General features: G+C 35.2%; 17 protein-coding genes. 9 read left to right on the top strand and 8 right to left on the bottom strand.

Annotated elements, in window-relative coordinates:
- Nucleotides 1-63: 63 nt before the first annotated feature.
- Nucleotides 64-2,211, top strand: coding sequence for a hypothetical protein (locus LNP23_RS16230; protein ID WP_230001971.1), 2,148 nt, complete (start codon nucleotides 64-66; stop codon nucleotides 2,209-2,211).
- Nucleotides 2,212-2,215: 4 nt separating this feature from the next.
- Nucleotides 2,216-3,040 (top strand): N-acetylmuramidase domain-containing protein, encoded by an 825-nt coding sequence (locus tag LNP23_RS16225; RefSeq protein ID WP_230001970.1) that lies wholly within the window; start codon nucleotides 2,216-2,218, stop codon nucleotides 3,038-3,040.
- Nucleotides 3,041-3,100: 60 nt separating this feature from the next.
- Here the strand turns inward: LNP23_RS16225 and pheT are convergent, their stop codons facing one another.
- The 5 genes from pheT to LNP23_RS16200 form a co-directional block, all read right to left on the bottom strand.
- Nucleotides 3,101-5,521 carry a phenylalanine--tRNA ligase subunit beta gene (gene pheT / locus LNP23_RS16220; RefSeq protein WP_047775272.1) on the bottom strand — a complete coding sequence of 807 codons (2,421 nt, stop codon included), beginning with the start codon at nucleotides 5,519-5,521 and terminating at the stop codon, nucleotides 3,101-3,103.
- A gap of 181 nt (nucleotides 5,522-5,702) precedes the next feature.
- Complete coding sequence (locus LNP23_RS16215) at nucleotides 5,703-6,566, bottom strand: bestrophin family protein (RefSeq protein WP_047775270.1); 864 nt, start codon at nucleotides 6,564-6,566, stop codon at nucleotides 5,703-5,705.
- Nucleotides 6,567-6,593: 27 nt separating this feature from the next.
- Nucleotides 6,594-7,904 carry a TolC family protein gene (locus LNP23_RS16210; RefSeq protein WP_230001969.1) on the bottom strand — a complete coding sequence of 437 codons (1,311 nt, stop codon included), beginning with the start codon at nucleotides 7,902-7,904 and terminating at the stop codon, nucleotides 6,594-6,596.
- A gap of 68 nt (nucleotides 7,905-7,972) precedes the next feature.
- Nucleotides 7,973-11,068 (bottom strand): efflux RND transporter permease subunit, encoded by a 3,096-nt coding sequence (locus tag LNP23_RS16205; protein WP_047775267.1) that lies wholly within the window; start codon nucleotides 11,066-11,068, stop codon nucleotides 7,973-7,975.
- 76 nt (nucleotides 11,069-11,144) lie between these two features.
- Nucleotides 11,145-12,203, bottom strand: a complete 1,059-nt coding sequence (locus LNP23_RS16200; RefSeq protein ID WP_047775266.1) for an efflux RND transporter periplasmic adaptor subunit — start codon at nucleotides 12,201-12,203, stop codon at nucleotides 11,145-11,147.
- A gap of 645 nt (nucleotides 12,204-12,848) precedes the next feature.
- Between LNP23_RS16200 and LNP23_RS16195 the strand changes: the two genes are divergently transcribed.
- From LNP23_RS16195 to LNP23_RS16180, 4 genes are all read left to right on the top strand, one after another.
- Nucleotides 12,849-13,448, top strand: a complete 600-nt coding sequence (locus tag LNP23_RS16195) for a peroxiredoxin family protein (protein WP_047775264.1) — start codon at nucleotides 12,849-12,851, stop codon at nucleotides 13,446-13,448.
- Between the two features lie 31 nt (nucleotides 13,449-13,479).
- On the top strand, nucleotides 13,480-14,337 hold the full coding sequence (locus LNP23_RS16190; protein WP_047775262.1) for a hypothetical protein: 858 nt from the start codon (nucleotides 13,480-13,482) through the stop codon (nucleotides 14,335-14,337).
- Between the two features lie 60 nt (nucleotides 14,338-14,397).
- Nucleotides 14,398-14,739 (top strand): hypothetical protein, encoded by a 342-nt coding sequence (locus LNP23_RS16185; RefSeq protein WP_230001968.1) that lies wholly within the window; start codon nucleotides 14,398-14,400, stop codon nucleotides 14,737-14,739.
- A 75-nt stretch (nucleotides 14,740-14,814) separates the two neighbouring features.
- Nucleotides 14,815-15,417 (top strand): PAS domain-containing protein, encoded by a 603-nt coding sequence (locus LNP23_RS16180; protein WP_047775258.1) that lies wholly within the window; start codon nucleotides 14,815-14,817, stop codon nucleotides 15,415-15,417.
- 853 nt (nucleotides 15,418-16,270) lie between these two features.
- Here LNP23_RS16180 and recG read toward each other — a convergent pair.
- Complete coding sequence (gene recG, locus LNP23_RS16175) at nucleotides 16,271-18,379, bottom strand: ATP-dependent DNA helicase RecG (protein ID WP_047775257.1); 2,109 nt, start codon at nucleotides 18,377-18,379, stop codon at nucleotides 16,271-16,273.
- A 401-nt stretch (nucleotides 18,380-18,780) separates the two neighbouring features.
- Here recG and LNP23_RS16170 point away from each other — a divergent pair, with 401 nt between their 5' ends.
- Nucleotides 18,781-19,323, top strand: a complete 543-nt coding sequence (locus LNP23_RS16170; RefSeq protein ID WP_230001967.1) for a DUF1697 domain-containing protein — start codon at nucleotides 18,781-18,783, stop codon at nucleotides 19,321-19,323.
- 4 nt (nucleotides 19,324-19,327) lie between these two features.
- Here the strand turns inward: LNP23_RS16170 and LNP23_RS16165 are convergent, their stop codons facing one another.
- Both LNP23_RS16165 and LNP23_RS16160 read right to left on the bottom strand, forming a co-directional pair.
- Complete coding sequence (locus LNP23_RS16165) at nucleotides 19,328-20,017, bottom strand: aspartyl/asparaginyl beta-hydroxylase domain-containing protein (RefSeq protein WP_230001966.1); 690 nt, start codon at nucleotides 20,015-20,017, stop codon at nucleotides 19,328-19,330.
- Nucleotides 20,018-20,087: 70 nt separating this feature from the next.
- Nucleotides 20,088-20,858 (bottom strand): Dph6-related ATP pyrophosphatase, encoded by a 771-nt coding sequence (locus tag LNP23_RS16160; RefSeq protein WP_230001965.1) that lies wholly within the window; start codon nucleotides 20,856-20,858, stop codon nucleotides 20,088-20,090.
- 64 nt (nucleotides 20,859-20,922) lie between these two features.
- On the opposite strand from LNP23_RS16160, the gene LNP23_RS16155 reads away from it, so the two are divergent.
- Nucleotides 20,923-21,588, top strand: a complete 666-nt coding sequence (locus tag LNP23_RS16155) for a transposase (RefSeq protein ID WP_230001964.1) — start codon at nucleotides 20,923-20,925, stop codon at nucleotides 21,586-21,588.
- Nucleotides 21,585-23,645, top strand: a complete 2,061-nt coding sequence (locus tag LNP23_RS16150; RefSeq protein ID WP_230001963.1) for a M1 family metallopeptidase — start codon at nucleotides 21,585-21,587, stop codon at nucleotides 23,643-23,645. Before LNP23_RS16155 ends, LNP23_RS16150 begins: the two co-directional genes overlap by 4 nt.
- Nucleotides 23,646-23,647: the final 2 nt, after the last annotated feature.

The following is a 23,647-nucleotide window of genomic DNA, read 5'->3' as shown; positions in this document are numbered from 1 at the left end:
AACAAAGGGGACATTTTGTCCCTTTTGTTTTCTAAACCTAATTAATCATTAAAATGAAACATCATGCCAGATTTAAATACATTCAAACTTGAAGGAACAAAACTGGTTCCCACCAACAGATTCAACCTCGAACCGGCAAAACCCAGTGCTTCATTTACGGTTGCACCCAGTGTCAAAGTAGCTGATTTTAAAGTTATCGAACATCCTGTAATTCATTCGATAAACATAAGACCGGAGATCATCCTGATACCCTTGGATATTTATTTTCCATTGATTGAAAACGATACCGTAATAAACGAAAACTCCACTTTCAAAGATTATAACAATCCAGATATTACCTTGTTTTTTCCCGAAATAGAACTTACACCAAACAACAACACGGTGTTCTATTACGAAAACGTACTGGATAAATCCGGGAACAAAAGCGGCTTACTTGGCTATGTTACTTTAAAATACAACATCAAAAACAAACAAGTAAGCAGCAATCAGAGGAATATTGCTTTAAACTTAAGAGAAGCAATACTAAATCTGAAAGTAAACGGAGACCTGGTCAGAATCAATGGCGTAATTAATACCTTAACCAAAGAAATACAATTTGACCTAAAAGATGAAGCCGTAAAAATTGCCTATTTCAATCTCATCTCGCAAATTGAAAGCGCCAAATGTAATATCGATTTGTTCTTCGATTTTAAAGGATACTCCAAGTACAGAAGAAACCTTTTGTTTGCCAGAGATATTTCCTTAATCAATACTAAAATGGCGATCAAAAGTGATTTAGTGGCTCCTAAAACACTTTCAACAAAAGCAAATTTGATAAGCAGTCCTTTGCTCGTGAAAGCAGGACCTGCAAAAAGCATGATTTCAAGCAAATCCATTACCGAAATTCAAAGAGAGAATAATATCGACACTTCCATTCAGGCAGAATTGGTTAAAAGCACTTTTTTATTAAAGGTAAATAAGACCGTAGGGTATGCTGTTTCAAAAGAACCCGCAACCAGTCTTTACAAAACAGCCGATGGAGGGTTTATTGTTAATCCTTTTAATCTGAATGAAGACTTTTCTCAGTTCAAACAAATATTTGTCGCCGGAATAAATTTCAGCAAACTTTCGATTTATAAATCGATGGTGCAACCCAATACCTTTTTACTGATTTCTAAAATGTACAGTCTTTCTAAAGATTTAGATACTTTAAAACCATGTATTTCGACTATTTTTCACGCCTTTGAAGACGGTGTAGGTTCTTCGGAAGAAATCTCAAAAATTAGTTTCCAGTTTGCTATTGGCCCAAATCTTTCCGAATTTGATTTGGCAAAGCTAAAAATAGCACTTTTAAACAATAATTTTATTGATGGAGACACGACCGATTATTTCAATAAAGTTCAGTTTCTTTTCCCAAATGACATTGAAGCCGAGTACGAGGTGAGCGGAAATTATTTTTTGCAAAAATCAGATATTAATGTAGACGGGAAACATTTTCTGTTCAATCTCTCTACTGAAAATCTGGCCGAAGCAAGTATAATGATCAACGCTTTGAACAACACCATATCACAGTTTGCTAATATTAATTTTAAACATAAAGAAATAAAAGACACCAGTGTCATTGAATTGAATATTGAAAAAACGATTGGAGAAATAATCGCTGCTTCGATAGATAATGATTTGAAGAAGATTCAAATTAAAAATCAGTCCTTTTCCAGTTGCAGACTCAATTCTATTCTTTTGGTTTACAATCAAAACGCAACGTATTTTAACAGTACCTTTTTCAATAGTTATCCGCAGTTAATCAGTAACGATAGCAAGGTTTTGGACAGTGTTGTTCTCAATCCCAGTAGTGCATCAGGGAATTTAGAAAACGTATTTTTTGATTTTGAAAACATTGAAAATATTAGCTCCGAATTCAATCAGATCGTTTCGCAATCTACAGACTACAATCGTTATATTCAGATCGAAATAAAAAAGCAGGCCGCGGCTACAAGTAAAATTACGGTAGAGTTAACGGTTCTGGAATCTGGAAGTAAATTCAGCATTGAACGCTTAAAATCGGAATTTTCGACTCCGATCCTCTTTAATTTCATTGTCAAAAATACAGGGATAAATTCGACTCTAATCTCGTATAAAACAAATTATTTTGACAAAAACGACAATTTGGTAAAATCCAAAAATGAAGTTTTTGATTTCTCAACCTCTTCCAAAATAACGATAATCAAGTAAAGCCATGAGAACTATAAAATTTGGAGTAAAATCAAGTGAGGTGTATTACTTAAACGAATTACTCACAAAACGCAATTACAGCGTTATCGTTTCAGACTATTTTGGCGTTGAAACGGATAAAGCAGTAAAGGATTTTCAGTTAAACAACAATCTGGTAGTCGATGGAATTGTGGGACTAAAGACCTGGTCAATGCTTTTGGAACAAAGTGATGCCGGATCTTTATCCAATAACAAATTACTTTCGGAGCAAGATCTTATTGATTTCTCGAACGACCATAATCTTGAATTAGCAGTTGTTAAAGCGGTAAATCAGGTTGAAAGCAATGGCAAAGGTTTTCTGGTAGACGGGAGGCCAAAAATTCTGTTTGAAGGCCATGTTTTCTGGAGGGAATTAAAAAAGAGAGGCATCAATAGTCAAGCTTATGTCAATTCAAATACGGCCAATATTCTCTATCAGGATTATACCAAAAAGTATTATGTTGGTGGGGAAGGAGAGTATACTCGTTTAGAAAAAGCGATGAATTTAAACTCGGATCCAAATTTTAGTGACGCTGCAAAATGCTCGACCTCTTGGGGGCTCTTTCAGGTTATGGGATTTAATGCTGTTTCTATCGGATATGCGAACATAAACGAATTTACAGAAAAAATGAATCTAAATGAGGGGGAACATTTAAAAGCTTTCGGGTTCTTTTTGAAAGAGAATAATCTGATTTCGGTTTTAAGAAACCAAAAATGGGTTGAGTTTGCCCTTAAGTACAACGGCGAAGGTTATAGAACAAACAAATACGATGAAAAACTAAAGAATGCTTATGAGCGATTTGCGTCTTAAAAAAAAATCCGACAGTTCTTTAAAAACTGTCGGATTTAATTATAACAAGAAAGTCCTTTTTTATCTTAAACTTGCTCCAAGTTCGGTCTCAAATGCATGTTGTAATTTCGACATGATTTTATCAATCTGAACATCTGTAAGTGTCTTAGTATGATCCTGAATCGTAAAACTCAAAGCGTATGATTTTTTACCTTCCGGAAGATTTTTACCTTCATAAACATCAAACAAATTCACATCTTTCAAAAGTGTTTTTTCCGTTTGTTTCGCCAAATTATAAACACTCTCGTATGTTGTTTTCTGATCGATTAACAAAGCCAAATCTCTACGAACTTCCGGATACTTTGGAATTTCGGTGTATTTGATTTTTCCGGTAATAATTTTCAATACCAAATCCCAGTTGAAATCAGCAAAATAAACATCTTGTTTGATTCCGAAATGTTTTAGGATCGGTTTTTTAATCACACCCATTTCAACTAATACATCATTGTTGTAACAGATAGATGTTCCTTCAGAGAAAATATCAGACTGCACAGGATTATTAGATATTTTATCGATTCCTAAACGAGCTAGAATAGCTTTAACATATCCTTTCAACAAAAAGAAATCTGTAGCTTTTTGAGGGCTTGTCCAGCTTTCTTTATTTCTGTCTCCGGAAATCGATAACGTTAAATGTTTGTGCTCCTCATAACCGTTAAGGAATTTATGATAGGTTTTTCCAAATTCAAACAATTTCAAATCAGAACTTTTTCTGTTGATGTTGTATGAAATCGCTTCCAAAGCAGAAAACAGCAAAGATTGACGCATAGTTGCCAAGTCACTACTCAACGGATTAAGCATGGTAACATTATGCTCTTCTTTTAACATAGCCGATAGTTTTGTATAAGCAGCTGTTGTTAAAGAATTGGCCATCATTTCATGAAAACCTTGCGAGTTTAATTGTGAGCCGATTAAGTTCTGCACTTTGTAATCTTCTGTTCTTGGTGAGTTTGCAACCGTAGCATTAAACTTCTTCGAAAACTCGATATTGTTGTAACCGTATACTCTTAAAATTTCTTCAATTACATCAATTTCACGTTGTACATCCACACGGTAAGCAGGAATCGTTAATCCCAAACCGGAATCAGAAACACTGTTTACTTTGATATCTAAAGAAACCAGTATTTTTTTGATCGTATCTTTTGGAATTTCCTGACCGATAATTTTATAAACATGACTAAAGTTCAATAAAACAGAAAAATCCTCTACCTTTTTAGGATACACCTCAATTACATCAGAGGTGATTTTTCCACCTGCAACTTCCTGAATTAAAAGAGCAGCACGTTTTAAAGCATATTCTGTAATAGTCGGATCAATTCCTCTTTCAAATCTAAAAGAAGCATCTGTATTTAACTGATGTCTTTTGGCTGTCTTACGAACACTAACCGCATCAAAATAGGCACTTTCAAGGAAAATAGAAGTAGTTCCTTCAGAAACTCCTGATTTTTTTCCTCCAAAAACACCGGCAATGCAAAGTGGTCCTTTTTCATCGCAGATCATCAAGTCTTCTGCATGCAATGTTCTTTCCACATCATCTAAGGTTGTAAATTTTGTACCCTCAGCCAATGTTTTTACACTTATTTTTCCGTTGACTTTTGCAGCATCAAAAGCGTGCAAAGGTTGTCCCAATTCATGTAAAACATAATTGGTAACGTCAACAATATTATTTTTTGGAGCTAATCCGATCGCTTTTAGACGATCTTGCAACCAGCTTGGAGATTCTCCAACAGTGATTCCCGAAATCGTAACACCACAATATCTTGGAGCTAAAAGAGGCTCTTCAACAACCACATCAATTTTAAGGGTACGCATATCCACTCTGAAATTGCTTACAGAAGGTGTAATTAATTCGATGTTTACGCCACGTTGCAGCATTCCGGCTCTCAGATCACGCGCTGTTCCATAATGGCTCATGGCATCGGCACGGTTAGGTGTCAATCCAATTTCGAAAACTTCGTCGCTTACGATATCAAAAACTTTAGAACCCGGAGTTCCAGGTACTAATTTTTCATCTAAAACCATGATTCCGTCATGACTTGTGCCAAGACCTAATTCGTCTTCTGCACAGATCATTCCGTGGCTTTCCTGTCCACGAATTTTTCCTTTTTTAATGGTGAATTCTCCACCGTCTTTATCATACAAAACTGTTCCGATAGTAGCAACTGCTACTTTTTGTCCGGCAGCAACATTTGCAGCTCCACAAACAATCTGTATAGGAGCTTCCAATCCGATATTTACAGTCGTAACGTTTAGTCTGTCAGCATCGGGATGTTTTTCACAGGTAAGCACGTGTCCTACAACAATTCCTTGTAAACCACCTTTAATGGATTCATATTTTTCAACAACTTCGACTTCCAGACCTAAATCTGTAAGTAATTCTGATGTTTGTTCAGAGGTCCAGTCTGTCTTAATGAATTGTTTTAACCAGTTGTAAGATATTTTCATGTTAACTTTTTTATTCTTGAATAAGGGTGTAAATATAAGGATTGATCAGCGGAGTTGGAAACAATTTTTTTGTTTTTTGCCGTATAAATTTACCTTTCAACGTTATAATGATGCAACAAATTTAACACAAGCATTTTGTAATCTGTTTGTAATGAGTTGCTACACTACTTTGTAAGGGGATTTAAATCAGTTCTTCCACGTGTTTTTTGATATTTTCCGAAATCTTTCTGATCGGCAAATCATTCTCATCATCACCAAAAGGATCTTCAATTTCTTCTGCAATAAGCTCTAAACTGGCTAAAACGTAAAAGATAAAAACAACCACCGGCGCTACGTAATATCCTAAACTTACTGCATATCCAAAAGGCAATGTCATTGTATAAAAAAAGATGAATTTCTTGATGAAAGCACTGTAAGAGTAGGGGATAGGCGTGTTTTTGATGCGCTCGCAGGCACCACAAATATCGGTAAAAGATTGTAATTCTTCGTTTAAAATAATCAGCTGATCTCCGGTAATTTTTTTAGCATCATACAAATCATTGATTTTTTGATACATAATTCTTTTTACCTGATTCGGTTTGTGTTTTTGATGATCAATTTCTAAATCTACATCTTCAAAAAGCTGTTTACCGGTATCCTCATTGTTCAAATGCTTCTGCAAAACAGAAGCATAAGTTGGTATAATCTTACGGAAAAATTTCCTGTCGTTTTCTTCTTTTAAAATAGCGGAAAGTTTTATCGCTAAATTACGACTGTTGTTTACAAGTGCGCCCCAAAGCTTTCTGCCTTCCCACCAACGATCATAAGCTGTGTTGGTTCTGAAAACAAGTAATAGGGATATTACAAAACCAAGCATTCCATGCATAATAGGAATGTTCTGGATGTAGTCATTTTTAGTGACTTTAAAATATTCAAGTTCAACATATCCAACCGCTCCCGCGTAAACTCCGATCGCAAGCATAATTGGAAATAATTTTCGAACGGTATCTGATTTATGAAAATGAAAGATAAAAGAAAACCATTCTTTAGTATTATATGAAATCATTTAAGTTTGTTTTGAAACAAATTTAAATTAAAAATTCATATTTCCCGCCAATTCTTTTAGTGCAATTTCAGATAATTTTGCCTGATATTGGGCATTGCTGTAACGTACCTTTGCGTTTACATAATTAAGCTGAGCTGTTCTGAAATCAATGGTAGTGATCGTTCCGATTTTGAATTTATCCAGCGTAATCTCTAAGTTTTGTTTAGCGATTGCTTCGTTGTTTTCCTCAAGACCAATCAATTCTAAATTGGTCAAATACGTCTGAAAAGCAGTACTTAACTGTGTATTCAAAACCATATTTTGCTGCTCGATGGCAATTTGAGAATTCTCAATCTGCAGTTTAGCTACTTTTTCATTTCGATGCTGATTAAAGCCGTCAAAAATATTCAGTGTAGCATTAAAACCATAATTTAAACCTCGGGAAGAAGTAGCGCTGGTAAATCCTAAACTCGATTCACTTTCGTTAAAATTATAACCCGAAGTCAGCCTCACAATTGGATAACGATCTGCTTTGACTTGTTTCAACTGTAATTCGGCTATGCGTTTGTTTATAACCTGCGCTTCTAATGCCGGATTCTGTTTTTGAGCTAAATCTACTAAGTCATTTAAAATTAACTTATTATCAACAGTCACTAAATCAGTTACTTTAAAATTTATTCTTGAATCACGTGCTAAATACTGGTTCAATAAAATTTTGGCATTAGCATACGATTCTTTTTGTCTTAACAACGCCACCTGATCCGAATTTAAATCCACCTGAGCATTTAAAACCTCTAATTTTGAGGCTTTACCAATACTAAAACGATTTTTAGCTAAAGTTAATCTTTGATTGGAAATTACAATTGTCGTGTCCAATGCAGCCAATTGTTGTTGCTGCTGCACCAAGTCATAATAAGCCGAATTTACTTGTCCAATCTTAATTAAAATGGTTCTTTTAAGCTCTGAATCGCCCAGTTTTTGAAGTTCTTTTAACTGATCCAATTTCGCAAACATTTTCATTCCGTCAAAAACCGTCCATCCCAGACTTACACCGTAGCTTAAACTATTGTTTTTAGCGTTTTTTAATGATGTTGAAGTTCCATCCTGACGTGTTTGTGATGAATTCTGAATATTGTTGTTATCTGTAACCGAAGCTGTTGCGGTAGGTAACATTCCGGCGTTTCCGACCGTAACATTAGTCTCACTTATTTTCGTGTTGTTTTTGGCAATCTTAATTTCAAAGTTATTTTCCAAGGCTATTTTCATAGCATCTTCAATAGTTAAAACTTCTTGCGCTTGTACTTTTGTGAGGCAGAAGAAGCAGACTAGCAGACTACTGAATAAAATTTTAGTACTCATATTTGTTTTTCTTTTGACAGGAATTCACCAGCTCAAACTTTGGCAATAGTGAATTCCTGACTAATAAATTATTTACTTTCTTTTTCGTATTCGTCAATATGATCAAACTCCGGATAGTGTTTTCTGGCTTTAGACCACATCAGGTAAATTGCCGGAATCACAAAAAGAGTTAGAGCCAAAGAGAAAATAGTTCCACCCACAATAACAACTCCCATTCCGATTCTACTCGTTGATGCTGCTCCAAGTGACATTGCAATTGGCAAAGCTCCTAAAGCAATCGCCAAACTCGTCATTAGAATTGGACGCAAACGCGCTTCTGATGCTTCTAAAATAGCTTCCAGTTTTGGTTTTCCTTGCTCTCTTAGCTGATTCGCAAATTCAACAATTAAAATACCGTTTTTAGTTACCAATCCAATAAGCATTACCGTTCCAATCTGACTGAAAATATTCCAGGTTTGATTGAATAACCATAAAGAGAATAGGGCACCTGCAACAGCCATTGGCACTGTAAGGATGATGATAAGCGGATCGATAAAACTTTCAAACTGAGCGGCAAGAATTAAAAAGATCAACAACAAAGCCAATCCAAACGCGAAAGAGGTATTGGAGCTACTTTCGACAAAATCTCGTGATTCTCCACTTAAGTCAGTCGTAAAAGTATCATCTAAAACTTTAGCTTTAATCTGATCCATAGCCTGAATACCATCGCTGATACTTTTGCCCGGCGCCAAACCTGCAGAAACAGTAGCCGACATATAACGGTTGTTGTGATACAATTGAGGCGGATTACTTTGTTCCTCTATATTCACAACATTGTCCATTTGAATAAGCTCTCCTTTGCTGTTTTTAACAAACATGGAAGTTAAATCAAGAGGCTTAGAACGGTCCTTTTGATCAAATTGACCAATAACCTGATATTGTTTTCCGTTTTTAATAAAATAACCAAAACGCTGACCACTTAAAGAAAGCTGTAAAGTCTGCGCAATATCGATAATAGAAATTCCTAAACTCTCGGCTTTCGCACGATCGATACTAACGTTGATTTCCGGTTTATTAAATTTCAAGTTCACATCGGTAATAGAGAAAACATCGCTTTTACCCACTTCTTCCATAAACAAAGGGATTTTTTCTCTTAGTTTTTCGAAATTGGGCGCTTGAATAATGTATTGAATCGGCAAACCACCACGTCTGTTTACGGCAATAGTAGGTTGTTGAATCACTGATGTTTTAGCATCCGGATATTTTTTCGTCCATTTTGTTAATTTGTCCGCAATGTCTTTTTGAGACAATTTTCTTTCGTTTGGTTCTTTTAAAGATAGTCTGATAAAACCGGTGTTTGTTGCAGAAGCTCCAAAACCAGGTGCGGTTATCACCAAACTCACTTTTTTCTCCGGAATAGAATCATCTACCAATCTTGATATTTCCTGCATAAAACGGTCCGTGTACTCATACGAAGAGCCCTCAGGAGTTGTCATACGCATGGTTACCGAGCTACGGTCGTCATAAGGAGCCGTTTCTTTTGGAAGTATCGTAAAAAACAAATAAATTAATCCAAAACAAGCAATTAGAATCGGAAAACTGATCCATTTTTTCGCCATAAATCGGTTTAGAGCATCCGCATAACCGCTGTTTAGCTTTTCGAAAAAAGGTTCTGTTTTAATATAGAATTTTGATTTTTTTTGTTCGCCGCCTTTCATTAAGTAAGCATTCAACATTGGCGTTAAAGTCAATGATACAAATGCCGAAATTAATACAGCAGCACCAATTACAACTCCAAATTCCCTAAAGAGTCGGCCGACAAAGCCTTCCAGGAAAATTACAGGTAAAAACACAGCCGCCAAAGTCACCGAAATCGAAATTACAGCGTAGAAAATTTCGTTTGATCCTTTAATAGCCGCTTCAATAGGCGACATGCCTTCTTCTACCTTTTTAAAGATATTTTCCGTTACCACAATTCCATCATCTACCACCAAACCTGTCGCCAAAACAATAGCTAAAAGAGTCAGTACATTGATTGAAAATCCAAAAAGCCACATGATAAAAAATGTCGCAATTAAAGACACCGGAATATCAATTAAAGGACGGAACGCAATGGCCCAGTCTCTAAAAAACAGGTAAATAATAATAATTACCAGAATAATTGAAATCCCTAAAGTCTCCGCTACTTCAAGTACTGATTTCTTAACGAAAATAGTATTATCCAGCGCAATATTAAGTTTGATGTCTTTTGGTAGATCCTTTTTTAAGGCATCGTATTTTTTGTAGAATTCAGCCGAAATATCCAGGTAATTAGCCCCCGGCATCGGAACAATAGCCAAACCAATCATCGGAAGGCCTGATTGACTCAATTTTGTTTCTATGTTTTCCGGACCTAATTCAGCACCACCAATGTCACTTAACCTGACAATGATATCACCGTCGGTACGAATAATGATATTGTTGAATTCTTCCGGTTTAGAGAGATTTCCAACCGTTTTTACTGTAAGTTCGGTGTTATTTCCGGTCAATTTTCCGGAAGGTAACTCCACATTTTGTGCGTTTAAAGCATTTCGAACTTCCGCTACTGTGCAACCGTAAGCTGCCAGTTTTGCTGGATCTATCCACAAACGCATGGCATATCGTTTTTGCCCCCAGATTTGCACACCACTAACTCCCGGAATCGTTTCTAAACGTTGTGAAATTACATTTTCTGCATAATCACTTAATTCCAACGCGCTTCTGGTGTCACTCTGTACGGTCATCGAAATAATAGCATCACTATCGGCATCAGCCTTAGAAACTACGGGCGGTGCGTCGATATCCTGCGGCAAACTTCTCACTGCCTGAGAAACCTTATCTCTTACGTCATTTGCAGCCTCTTCCAGATCTTTGTCCAGATTAAACTCGATGGTAATGTTACTGCTTCCCTGATTACTGGAAGAAGTTATATTTCTGATTCCGTCAATGGCATTTACAGCTTTTTCAAGAGGTTCTGTGATTTGGGATTCAATAATATCAGCATTGGCTCCGGTATAATTGGTTCTGATCGAAACCTGTGCCGGATCAATGGAAGGAAATTCGCGAACACCCAGAAAAGTATAACCAATAAAACCGAACAAAATAATCAAAAGGTTCAGTACAATGGTTAAAACGGGTCTTCTTATACTAGTAGTAGATAAACTCATTATGATTTTTAGATTTTAGATTTTAAGTAGTTGGTTTTTGATTGTTATCTCATAAACCGATTTTCAAAATCTATAATTATTTTACTTTAACTTTTATTGGAGCTTCATTTTTTAATGACATCACACCACTTGTCAGCAGGGTATCACCCGCCTTTAATCCGGATAAAATCAAAATCGAAGCATCTGTTCTTGTGGTGGCATCAACCATAACTTCTTTAGCTTTACCCATATTAGCGATATACACTTTTTTACCACTTTGAACAGGTACAATAGCTTCTGAAGGAACTACGATCGCATCTTTGATAATATTAAGAGGTAATTGCACATCTGCAAAAGTACCCGGCAAAAGTTTTCCGTCGATATTATCTGCAATGGCACGAATTTGTAAAGTACGTGTTGCTACAGCCACTTCAGGTTCAATGGCGTATATTTTAGCTGTATAAACTTTTGTTGAGCCCGAAACTGTAAAATCAATATTAGAGCCCGACACTACTTGTGAGGCATATTTTTCAGGAATTGAAAATGTAATTTTTAATTTTCCTGTGTTCACTAATTTTGCTACGAGTATAGTAGGAGTGATGTACGTTCCCGGAGAAATAGAACGCAAACCAATTTTTCCTGAGAAAGGAGCTTTTACAGCTGTTTTTGAAATCTGTGCTCTGATCAATTGGCTTTGAGCTTGTGCTGATGCATAATCTGCATTGGCAACATCAAATTCTTCCTGACTTATCGCTTCTTTTTGGAGTAGTAATTTAGCTCTTCTTTCGTTTTCCGCTGCTAATTTTTCTCTGGTAACAGCTTGTCTCAATTGCGCTTTTAATTCAATATCATTTACCTTAAAAAGCACCTGACCTTTGTTTACGAAAGTACCTTCAGTAAAGTAAATATTCTCAACAATACCGGAGACTTCGCTTCGAATTTCTATTTGCTCATTAGCTTCAATAGATCCCGATAAGGACAGATTATTATCAAAAGTGGCCGTTTTTACCACTATTCCTGTTACGGTAGTTGGACTGTCTTTATCGCCGAATTTTTTAGATTCTTCGTTTTTACTTTTATTAGATACAACTCGGTAGGCAATAAACCCTCCAAGTCCGATAATCAGAAGGGCATAAACTAGGTTTTTTACTTTCATAAAATTGAGGTAAATAGATTTTTTGGGTAAGTGTTTTTAGTAAGTGTACAAATTTAACTTTTTGGAGCGAATCCAAATGGCGTTAGCTTTTATTTAACATTTGTATGTACAAATCTTTACATTTAATTTAAGTTATTAAAAAACAGTATTTTACTATTATTCAAATTGACTTAGAGCTGTTCTGGCGCCGATTTTTGGCTGTTTTTTGAAAATAGGTCATTTTATAAAGTTGATGTGAGTAATTGGATTTAGATGCTGATTTAGATGATTGGTTTAACGGCACGATCTGAAAAACATGTTTTTTAACAAAACTTTTAGAAATGTTTTAATGTGCTGTGTTTTTTGTAGGTTTTTACGCAAGTAATTTTGCTTAAAAATAAAACAAAAAATAAGGTAATTCTTATCTAATAGGCAAAATTTGCATTTTAACTGATTTTTTTTGTTGTTTATCGATTTTATTCGTAACATTGATAAGCTTAAACAAAATGATCGGTTTTTTGTGATAATATTAATGTTTTTAGGGGTTAAGCGTGTAAATGTGTAGGTTTTTTATTTGTTTTTAAGTTAAAATTAGTTTTTTACAAAACCAATTACTTAACAGTTGTTTAGACATCATTAGAATTATATACCCAAAACTACTTATTTATGGCAAAAAAAATACTCCTTGGCTTATGGTTTTCTTTATTGCTCTCCGCAATTCTTGTTTTATTCTGGCAGAATGAGTTCAAATACAGTTTGCCAACTCCGATTCCTAAAAATTATCATACCATTGCTATGGGCTCCCGAATTGACTTAGGGAAATGCTGGGTTACCAACAACAAACCTGTATTTATTCATTTTTTTAATCCGGATTGTCCTTGTTCGCGATTTAATATACCACACGTTAGCGAACTAATCAAAAAGTACGGTGACCGTATTAATTTTAAAATTGTGGTCTTAAACAAACACAAAAACTTTACGATTGAAGAAATACAGAAAAAATTCGATGCTGAAATCCCTGTCTATTTTGATGAAGCGATGGCCAAAAAGTGTGGTGTTTTCTCCACTCCGCAAGCTGTTATAATTGATCCAGTACAGAATTTATACTACCGAGGGAATTACAATAAAACCAGATATTGTACTAATGCCGACAGTAATTATGCACAAATGGCAATTGATTCTTTGCTCAAACAAACCAAGACCCCTTCATTTGATGCTTTAGCTCTGAGAGCTTACGGATGTTCGTTACCAAAATGCACTAAATAAATCTAACCCTCAACCTAAATTACCCAAAATTATGAAATCAAAAGCAAGTTTGAATGAACAAGATTACCTACACAGTTTTATGTCAACAATGACACAAAAGTCAGACACGATTATTAATTATGTGCTTGCAGCCTATTTTCTTCTCGGAATTGCCCTGGCCTTTAAGTACGATACATTTGAAATTGGGGTTGGAGTAGGTGTCATTAATTTATTATTGTACTATTCGGCAAAATTCTTTTTTAAAAAATCGAACTTTTACCAGTATGTTTTGTCAGTAGTGTTAGCGATTTTTATGGCGCAATACATTTATCAGATGCACGGTTTATTCGAAATGCACTTTACCGTATTTATCGCCAGTACCATTTTAATTATTTATCAAAATTGGAAATTGCAAATTCCGCTTACGCTTTTGGTGGTCCTGCATCACGGAGCCCTGGCTTATATGCAGAATGCTGTTTTTAATGATCCAAAAGGTTTGCAGTTGTATTTTTCTCAGGTAAATTTCGATTTAGAAACTTTTATTATTCACGTAGTATTAGCTGCAGTTGTATTTTTAATGAATGGGTATTGGGCGTATTATTTCAAAGAACACAGCCAGAATCACATTTCAAAAATATCAGATGAGTACGAATTGGAAAACATGAAATTGGCTTCTGCAAAATACAGCACACTGTCTTCTAATAATGAATTTAATGTTTTTGTTTACAGAACAGCACAGGATTTAAGACTTCCGGTAGATTCAGTTTTAAAACTTATTGATGCCTCAAAAGGACATACCGATAATGATAAACTATTAAACTACCTGGAAATGATGCGTGAAAGTGCCAAAAAAATAGATGATTTGGTTAATGATATTCACGGTAAATCGGCCACCAGAGTTTCAAATTAACTTTAAGTTGTATTTAGTAGTAGGTATTAATTCAATCCATTATAACTTAAATTTAATCTTATGTCGAAATATGATTTTGAATCAACCAATGCAATGCTCGATTCTTTAAAAAAATCGTTTGACAGTTTCCTTAAAGAAGACGTAGCTGTAAATTCATTTGATAAAATTACAGAAACTGATTTTGGAAAGGAAGTTGCCCGAATTTTTAACCAACACAGCGATAATCACAATGCTAAAAATTTAGATTTTCAATATAAAAAGATCGTTCATATTGCAAATGATATTCAGCATTTAAAACTGGCCAACGATGCCACCTTACCGGATTGGCTGGAGGAAGAGCTCGAAGCCGTTTTTAAGAAAACAAAAGGCTTGTTAACTATTTTAAAAGAAGAACTGAACTAGAATACTATTTAATACGCAGCGCATTTATTTATGCACAACAAAAGAGTCGCATATTAATTTTAAAATACGAGATTTATGGATACCAGAATTACCCGCCCGAATCCATCAGACAGAGAAGTTGATTGGAATAAAACCAAAGTATTACTAAGCAAAACAGATACAAAAGGAACTATTTTGTATGCTAACGAAGCTTTTATTGATGTATCGGGCTACGATGAGTTTGAACTTATCGGACAGCCCCACAACGTTATCCGTCATCCGGATATGCCAAAAGTTATTTTTAAATTTTTATGGGATAGTATCAAGGGTAATAAAAATATACATGCTATAGTCAAAAACATGTCTAAAACCGGAAGATACTATTGGGTAATCACAGATTTTAAAATTGTTTCTGATTCAGACGGAGAAATTGTAGGGTACTTTGGAACCCGAAAATCGGTTCCGGAAGAAGTGATCGTTAAGTTTATAGAACCACTATACAAAAAACTAATCCATATCGAAGAGGCGAGTGGACTTCATGCGTCTGAGGAATATTTGATCGGTTTTTTGGAAGAACGTAAAAAAACGTACACCGAATATGTAGATCATCTTGTAGCCACCGGAAAAGATGATAAAAATAAAGTAAGTAAAGGTTTTTTTAACGGCTTTTTCGAAAAGAAAAACGGAACCAAAAAATAACGTAGAACAAACTACTATACGCTTCATTGTATCAGTTCTAAAATAGGAATGCTTTTTTTGCCCCAACTCTATTAAGCTTACTAATTTATGTAACTATTTTAGACTTAAATCTCGACCGTTTAAGATGATACTTTGGAGTGTATTTTTTTTTAAAGTTTCTGAGTTACTGAGTTTCTGAGGGGCTAAGATTTGGGGTGAATCTAAACGTGGTAGTAGCAAAATCACGCAAAAAGAAATTTAGCTCGTTGGAATTATTACGAAAAACCTACAATGATAGAACGAAAAACAGGCCAACAAAAACCTTTGGCAAAAATTAGCAATCCTCATTTCTGAATTATAATAATGTAAATTTCCTGTAAAAATTAAAATATTTGCAAAAGTATCATTTTGAATAGCCTCCTGCTTCAGCTGGAGGATTACAAGTAGTTCAAGATTTAATGGCTTTAGCCGAATTACACCCAGTTCTTTTAGCTAAAACCAAAGATGCACCTCTCAATCATTTACCTCCAGATGAAGCATAATGTCATTAGGCTAATGATATTTTTTCACGCAGATTCTGCGGATTCTGCGGATTTTTTTATTTCATTGTGCTAAAATCTGCGTGAGACTTTTTTTGATAATCCTTAACTTAATGGAATTGAGCTGAAGCGGTAAGCAAATCAACCCTTTTGTGCTTTTATCAAATAGGATCAACAAATTATTAGCTAGTAGTTTCAATTAATTAAACAAAACAGTTGTTGCAAATCACTTCGTAACTTTTAGATCTCTTTTTATAGCTTAGAAACTAAAATCAAGACAATATCCAAGATTCTCAGCAACTTAGCATCTTAGTAACTTAGCACCTTAAAAAAAACTAACTAATATAATTCCAGATATTCTTCTTCTTAGTTAGTTCAATAAAGACCGCTTTCAAAATAGCATGCTCCGGTTTTTGAAGGGCAGAATCTTCTTTAAGAATTTTCATGGCATAGTTTCTTCCTAAAGACAATATATCACGATCACGGACAATGTCTGCAATTTGAAGGTTTAAAACACCGCTTTGTTGCGTCCCCATTAAATCTCCGGGGCCACGAAGTTTAAGATCTACTTCGGCAATTTCGAAGCCATCATTGGTTTGCACCATGGTCTCCATTCGGGTTTTACTGTCGGCACTTAATTTATGGCTAGTCATCAGAATACAATAACTTTGTTCAGCACCACGTCCTACACGACCGCGAAGCTGATGCAATTGAGACAATCCGAAGCGTTCTGCACTTTCAATAATCATTACACTTGCATTGGGTACATTTACCCCAACTTCAATCACGGTTGTTGCGACCATTATATTCGTTTTTCCTTCTGAAAAACGTTTCATTTCAGCATCTTTATCTGCGGGCTTCATTTTTCCGTGCAAAATAGAAATCGAATACTGTGGCAATGGAAAATCACGTGAAATACTCTCGTAACCGTCCATTAAGTCCTTATAATCCATTTTTTCAGACTCTTGAATCAACGGATAAACGATATAAATTTGTCTTCCCAGTGCGATTTCATCCCTAAGAAATTTCCAAACTTTCAGACGATTACTGTCAAAACGATGTACGGTCTGAATGGGTTTTCGTCCGGGAGGCAATTCATCAATTACAGAAATATCCAAATCACCATAAAGACTCATCGCAAGCGTTCTTGGAATAGGGGTGGCGGTCATTACTAAAACATGGGGCGGAATCTCGTTCTTCTTCCATAACTTAGAACGTTGCTCGACACCAAAACGATGTTGCTCATCGATTACCGCTAAACCTAGGTTTTTAAATTTGACTTTGTCTTCCAATAAAGCGTGTGTCCCGATTAAAATATGTAAAGTTCCGTTTTCAAGTTCTTCATGCAGAATTCTTCTGGCTGCCGTTTTGGTAGAACCAGTAAGTATTTTAATGTTGATATTTAAAGTTTTAGCCAATTCCGACAATCCGATAAAATGCTGGTTGGCGAGAATTTCTGTTGGCGCCATCAAACAAGCCTGAAAACCATTGTCCATCGCCAATAACATGCTCATAAAAGCTACAATAGTCTTCCCGGACCCCACATCACCCTGCAATAATCGGTTCATTTGGGCATTGCTTCCCATATCGGAACGGATTTCTTTTATAACTCTTTTTTGTGCATTGGTCAATTCAAAAGGCAAATGATTTTGATAGAATTCATTAAAAAATTCACCCACTTTTGTAAACGGATGCCCTTTTATTTTATGCTTTTGAATCAGGTTTTTGGTGATTAATTGCAGTTGAATAAAGAACAATTCTTCAAACTTTAATCGAAACTGCGCTTTCGCCAAAGCATCAGTACTTTTCGGGAAATGAATATTGAATAGCGCTGCTTTTTTTGAAATCAATTTCAACTCTTCAATTAAATAAGAGGGAAATGTTTCTGTAAACAAAGCCTGCGTTTCAATAAACAGTTGCTCCATTAATTTATTGATCGTTCGATTAGAAATGCCTCGATTTGTCAGCGTTTCTGTTGAAGGATAAACCGGTTGCATGGCAGAACGGAGGCTTTTTTCATGTTCATTTAAAGGTTCGATCTCAGGATGCGCCATACTAAATTGACTCCCGTACAAAGAGCATTTTCCAAAAATGACACAAACTTCATTCAGCTTTAAGCTTTCGCGAACCCACTTGTGTCCCTGAAACCAATTTAAATCAATTTGGCCCGTATCATCTACAAAGGTGGCTACCAGACGCTTTTTGTTTTTTGCAAATTCAACCGTTTTGATGTTGATGATTTTTCCAATAATCTGAACTTCAGAACCCGTATTTTGAAGTTCATTTATCTTGTAGTATCGCGTTCGATCAATATAACGATTTGGAAAAAAGTTAACTAAATCACCATACTTATGAATCCCCAATTCCTTGCGCAGCAATTGACCCCGATTGGGACCAACACCTTTTAAGTATTCGATAGGAGTTTCAAGGAGATTATTAGACATTTTTTGGCGTTACGTTTTTAGAATATTGCAAATAGATTTTAGAGAATAACTTTAAGATTCTGCACCGTATGCTGACGGGGCTCTTCTTTTTTCTCTTTTAGAAATACGAAGATAGATTTTAATTGGGAATTTTAAAAATCTGCCTGCCTTGAAAAGTCAGTTGTTGTAGGAAAGAAATTGACGTTTGTTAAATCCGGTAAAGGTAAAAGACGAATATATAGACAGTTGATTATTAATTGTATCGACATCTATATTTTCATATAATTGGGACATTTCCATCTACATTTCAAGCCGTTTTAGTTTGGTATCTTTTTTTTAATCCTAATCGCAAAACTATAATTGAGTCCGGCTCCATTTTTATTGCAATTGATTTTTTTATCTTTGAACAAAATTTAAAGACAATGACAACACATCTGGTACTTTTACGCGGCATAAATGTTTCGGGACATAATATGATGAAAATGGAAGCATTAAAGACAATGCTTGAAAATATAGGTTTTCAAAATGTTAGAACGTACCTACAGTCCGGAAATGTATTTGTAGATACGCCGGAAGAAAGTGCATCGGCAGTGGGTTTTCAGATAAAACAAGAAATCTTTAAAGTTTTCGGTCATGAAGTTCCGACGGTAGTGATTACCAAAAAAGACCTTGATGATTGTTTCAAAAACAGCCCTTTTCTCAAAGAAAAAGAAGTCGACACTAAAAAACTGTACGTTGCTTTTGTCTCAATTGCTCTGAAAAGCGAGAATATCAATGATCTTAAAATTAGTCAGTTTAAACCTGATGAAGCCAGTATTGATGGGAACAGAATTTTTATTAAATACGCGGTTGGAGCAGGAAAGACAAGATTTGATCAAAAATATATTGAGAAAAAACTAAACGTAACGGCAACGATTAGAAACTGGAATACGGTAACTAATTTATTGAACATGTACGAAGAGTAGATTTCTATTCTAAATTTTTTATAAGATCGTTTGCAACACTTGTATTCATGCGTTTTAACTCCGCAATCATCAATTGTTTTTGTTCTTCACTCATGCTGATTTGAGGCTTCTTAAATTGATTTTCTGCTGCTTCTTTGTAAAAAAGAGCATCAGTCCATTCATTTCGAACTCCGTCAATTACTAGGTGTATACGATCCTGATCGCCTCTGTTTGCCACAGAATGCTCAAAATTAGCATCGATATACCAGCATTCTCCTTCACCCATAATCAGACGTTTTCCGTCCAAAATAAACTCCACATCGGGATTAGTAATTATTGGAATATGCAATCGGAAAGAACCGTCTTCGTACCCCAAACAATGATCGGAATGCGGCTTGATTTCCGCACCAACGGCTAATTGGAGTAGGCGTACGGCGGTTTTTTCAAAAAGAAAATCATCTAAAATTTCTTTAAAATAGGTACAGGAATCTAAAATTTCGGTTTCTTTAATGGCATCGTCAGTATTGGGTAAAGCAAAAATAGTATCCGATTTCCCGTCTGTAGACATCAAAGCAACCGAAGTCCATTTTCCGGAATAATCATTGGTATTGTAATGCGCCACCCATTTTTTATTCATTATTTTAGAAAGATCACTTTTAAGTTTGTCTACATCAAAAACAATGGGGAATTTTATAGAACGTATCAGTATATCCATAATCTATTTTTTTGCATTAGAATAATAATAAACTCTCGTGAATTTATAACCCAGCCTCAGTTTACATCACTTATTTAGGAATCAAATCGCAGTACCAGAATCCAAAATCGAAAGCATCGGTCGTATTCGTATCGCAGGCAGTATTGGATGAGTCATCCTTTTTTGGCCTTTCGTATTTGCGGTAAACGATTTCGCCAATTTCAAAATCAATTGGTTTAGAGAAAAGCGGACCATCAAATGTAAAGGTATGAAATTCACCATTTTCGCCACATAAATCTACATTTTCAGGCAAATCATTGATAAAATCCTGATCGATAATACGACCGGCAAAACTTTTGTCCAAATAGCGTTCATTTACACAAACTACAATTGTCTTAAATCCAAGTTGAATGAACTCCTGGATCAATTCCTTTGTTGGAATTTTCCAGATTGGAAAAACACCTTGAAAACCAATTTTCGCTAATTGATCCTCACGATATTTTCGCAAATCTTCCAGAAAGATATCCCCGAAAACAGAATGTGTAATTCCTTCCTTTTTTAATTCATTTAAAGTTTGGGCCATTACGTTTTCATACACTTCCATTGTTGGCATCTCCGGAACCTGCAGTACTTTTAATGGAATACCGATACTTTTTGCCTGTGCTTCGAGAAGTTCAATGCGTACACCATGCATCGAAATTCGTTGGTATTTCTCGTTGACACTGGTCAGTAAACATTCAATTTTACACTCCGGATTCTGTAAAATTTTGTATAAAGTAAGAGCAGAATCTTTTCCGCTGCTCCAGTTAAATAATGCTTTTATTGGCTTTGACACTTTGTTGTAATTTTCTGTAGTAAACATACAAAATTCATTCGATTTGTTGGCGAAACCTTTGTAACTTTGAGATTATTATACGCCTCAAGAAATGATATTATTTAAGAATAAATACAAAACTGATTCTAACAGATTGAAAAACTGGGATTATTCCGGTGATGCAATCTATTTTATCACAATAGTGACACAGAATAGAGAGTCCATTTTTGGCACAGTTGAAAATGAAGCGATGAAATTAAACGACAATGGAGAAATTATTGAGACCGAATTGAAAAAATCAATTTCAATTCGGAAAAATTGGTTCTTCCATAATTGGGTGGTAATGCCAAATCATATTCATTTGTTGATTGAAATCCAAAATAATCCGATTTCTAACGCAGAAACGCACAATGTAGAGACGCACAGTGTAGAGACGCACAGCAGTGCGTCTCTACGGGAACGTAATTTGGAAGATGATTTGGAACATCATTTGAAAGATGATTCAAAACATAATCACGATCAAAAATCGGACCCACAACAAGACCACGATAACCCCAAAAAAATCAAATTAACCCGAAAACCAAATTCAATTTCATCATTTGTTGCGATTTTTAAATCGGTCACAACAAAACAAATCGGTAATGAAACATCAATCTGGCAATCCAATTATCACGATAGTATTGTTAGAAATCATATTGCCTTTGATAAAATCTATAATTACATAAAAAACAACCCTAGAAATTGGGAGACGGATCCCATAAATTCAAATTTTCAATGAAATACTTTTTTCTTTTTATTACCAGCTTCGCTTTTGCACAGCAAACCCAGTTCGTCGATTTTAAATCCGTTTCGGGGCAATTAAAATTAGATGCCAAGGAAAAATCTGTTTCCGGTAGCGTTACGTACGATTTTGAAGTCTTGAAAGCTGTAGATACAATTAAAATTGATGCGAAAAACATGGAATTTACCAATGTTGAAATCGATGGAAAAGAAGTGATTTTCCTTAACACAGGCAAACAATTGCAAATCATTGACAATCTTGAAAAGGGCAAAAAACAGCTTCGTTTTAACTATTCAGTTAAACCCAAACAAGCTTTGTATTTTGTTGCTGTTGAAAATTCAGAAGTGCAAATCTGGACGCAGGGTCAGGGGAGATATACCAGCAACTGGTTTCCGAGTTTTGATGATGTAAATGAAAAAGTAATTTTTAATATGGAAGTTACTTATGAAAAGGGCTATCAGGTAGTCTCGAATGGAATCTTGAAAAACAAAACAGAGCATAACAATCAGGTTCAATGGCAATACCAGATGAAAAAACCAATGAGTTCTTACTTATTGATGCTTACGGTCGGAAAATATGATAAAAAAGAGTTCAAGTCAAAAACAAACATTCCTTTAGAGTATTATTTGGAGAATAAGGATTTGGCTCGTTTCGAACCTACTTACCGTTATTCGAAACGCATATTCGATTTTCTGGAAAAAGAAATAGGAGTAGGGTACCCGTGGGGAATTTATAGAGAAATTCCGGTTCGTGATTTTTTGTATGCAGGAATGGAAAACACAACGACCACACTTTTTGCAACGCGTTACGTTGTTGATACTACCGGTTTTGAAGACCGAAATTATACCAATGTCGACGCACATGAGTTGGCACATCATTGGTTCGGCGACCTGATTACGGCCGAAAGCAGCACACATCATTGGCTTCAGGAAGGTTTTGCGACTTATTATGCTTTGCTTGCCGAAAGGGATATTTATGGTGATGATTACTTTTATTCTAAATTATACGAAACCGCACAGCAATTAAAGTTTGCCTCAAGAACAGATACGATTCCGGTTTTAAATGCCAAGGCTAGTTCTTTAACCTTTTACGAAAAAGGAGCTTGGACGTTGTTCGTATTACACGAATCAATAGGTGATAAGGCCTTTAAAAAAGCCATTAAAAGCTACCTCAAAAAATACGCTTATCAAAATGTAAATACGCAAAATTTCTTTGATGAAGTTAAAAAAGTATCCGATTTTGATTTGGATAAATTTCAGAAGACCTGGTTAGAATCAACTGCTTTTGATACCGCAACTGCTAATGCTTTATTGAGCAAAAACAAAGCAATTCAAGTTCGTTTGGAAGTAGATAAACTAAAAAAAACGCCTTTATCAGAAAAGAAAGAATTCTTAATCAAAACTTTAAATTCAGATACCTACCACACTGTAAAAGAAGCTATTGTTAATCAAATAGAAAACGATAAGTATGATGCTAAAAAAGAATTATTAGTAATCGCTATGCAAAGTAATGATGTACAGATTCGTCAGGCAGTTGCGGGTAATTTTAATCAAATTCCGGAAGATTTCAGAGCCACCTATGAAACTTTACTTAATGACAAATCATACCAAACTCAAGAAATCGCCCTCTATAGTTTATGGAAAAGTTTTCCCGAACATCAGACTGAATACCTAAACAAATCAAAGAATTGGATTGGTTTTAATGACTATAATCTTCGTACATTATGGCTTTCATTGGCTTTATCTACACGAGATTACAGCGAGAATCCGGAAGATTTAGTTACGGAGCTGATTGGTTTTTCATCGACAAAATGTGAGGCAACGACAAGACAAAATGCGTTAGAAAAATTAATTGCTTTTAGATTGATAAACGATACCGTTTTAACAAATTTAGTAGGTGCAACAACACATCATATGTGGCAATTTTCAAAATTCGGAAGAGATTCTATTAGGATTTTATTAAAAAATTCGGAAATGCGTGCGTCGTTTGAAAGAATTTTGCCTAATTTGACATCCGATGAACAGTTTCAATTGAATCGTTTATTAAAAGAGTAAAG

The sequence above is a fragment of the Flavobacterium cupriresistens genome, assembly GCF_020911925.1.
GTDB classification, from domain to species: domain Bacteria; phylum Bacteroidota; class Bacteroidia; order Flavobacteriales; family Flavobacteriaceae; genus Flavobacterium; species Flavobacterium cupriresistens.
Note: the sequence above shows the minus strand (reverse complement) of the source record. Positions and strands in the feature narration are given on the sequence as shown.

Bases quoted from the DNA above. Each gene is read 5' to 3' on its own strand.
- LNP23_RS16230 (WP_230001971.1), top strand. From the start codon at position 64: ATGCCAGATTTAAATACATTCAAACTTGAAGGAACAAAACTGGTTCCC.
- LNP23_RS16225 (WP_230001970.1), top strand. From the start codon at position 2,216: ATGAGAACTATAAAATTTGGAGTAAAATCAAGTGAGGTGTATTACTTA.
- pheT (WP_047775272.1), bottom strand. From the start codon at position 5,521: ATGAAAATATCTTACAACTGGTTAAAACAATTCATTAAGACAGACTGG.
- LNP23_RS16215 (WP_047775270.1), bottom strand. From the start codon at position 6,566: ATGATTTCATATAATACTAAAGAATGGTTTTCTTTTATCTTTCATTTT.
- LNP23_RS16210 (WP_230001969.1), bottom strand. From the start codon at position 7,904: ATGAGTACTAAAATTTTATTCAGTAGTCTGCTAGTCTGCTTCTTCTGC.
- LNP23_RS16205 (WP_047775267.1), bottom strand. From the start codon at position 11,068: ATGAGTTTATCTACTACTAGTATAAGAAGACCCGTTTTAACCATTGTA.
- LNP23_RS16200 (WP_047775266.1), bottom strand. From the start codon at position 12,203: ATGAAAGTAAAAAACCTAGTTTATGCCCTTCTGATTATCGGACTTGGA.
- LNP23_RS16195 (WP_047775264.1), top strand. From the start codon at position 12,849: ATGGCAAAAAAAATACTCCTTGGCTTATGGTTTTCTTTATTGCTCTCC.
- LNP23_RS16190 (WP_047775262.1), top strand. From the start codon at position 13,480: ATGAAATCAAAAGCAAGTTTGAATGAACAAGATTACCTACACAGTTTT.
- LNP23_RS16185 (WP_230001968.1), top strand. From the start codon at position 14,398: ATGTCGAAATATGATTTTGAATCAACCAATGCAATGCTCGATTCTTTA.
- LNP23_RS16180 (WP_047775258.1), top strand. From the start codon at position 14,815: ATGGATACCAGAATTACCCGCCCGAATCCATCAGACAGAGAAGTTGAT.
- recG (WP_047775257.1), bottom strand. From the start codon at position 18,379: ATGTCTAATAATCTCCTTGAAACTCCTATCGAATACTTAAAAGGTGTT.
- LNP23_RS16170 (WP_230001967.1), top strand. From the start codon at position 18,781: ATGACAACACATCTGGTACTTTTACGCGGCATAAATGTTTCGGGACAT.
- LNP23_RS16165 (WP_230001966.1), bottom strand. From the start codon at position 20,017: ATGGATATACTGATACGTTCTATAAAATTCCCCATTGTTTTTGATGTA.
- LNP23_RS16160 (WP_230001965.1), bottom strand. From the start codon at position 20,858: ATGTTTACTACAGAAAATTACAACAAAGTGTCAAAGCCAATAAAAGCA.
- LNP23_RS16155 (WP_230001964.1), top strand. From the start codon at position 20,923: ATGATATTATTTAAGAATAAATACAAAACTGATTCTAACAGATTGAAA.
- LNP23_RS16150 (WP_230001963.1), top strand. From the start codon at position 21,585: ATGAAATACTTTTTTCTTTTTATTACCAGCTTCGCTTTTGCACAGCAA.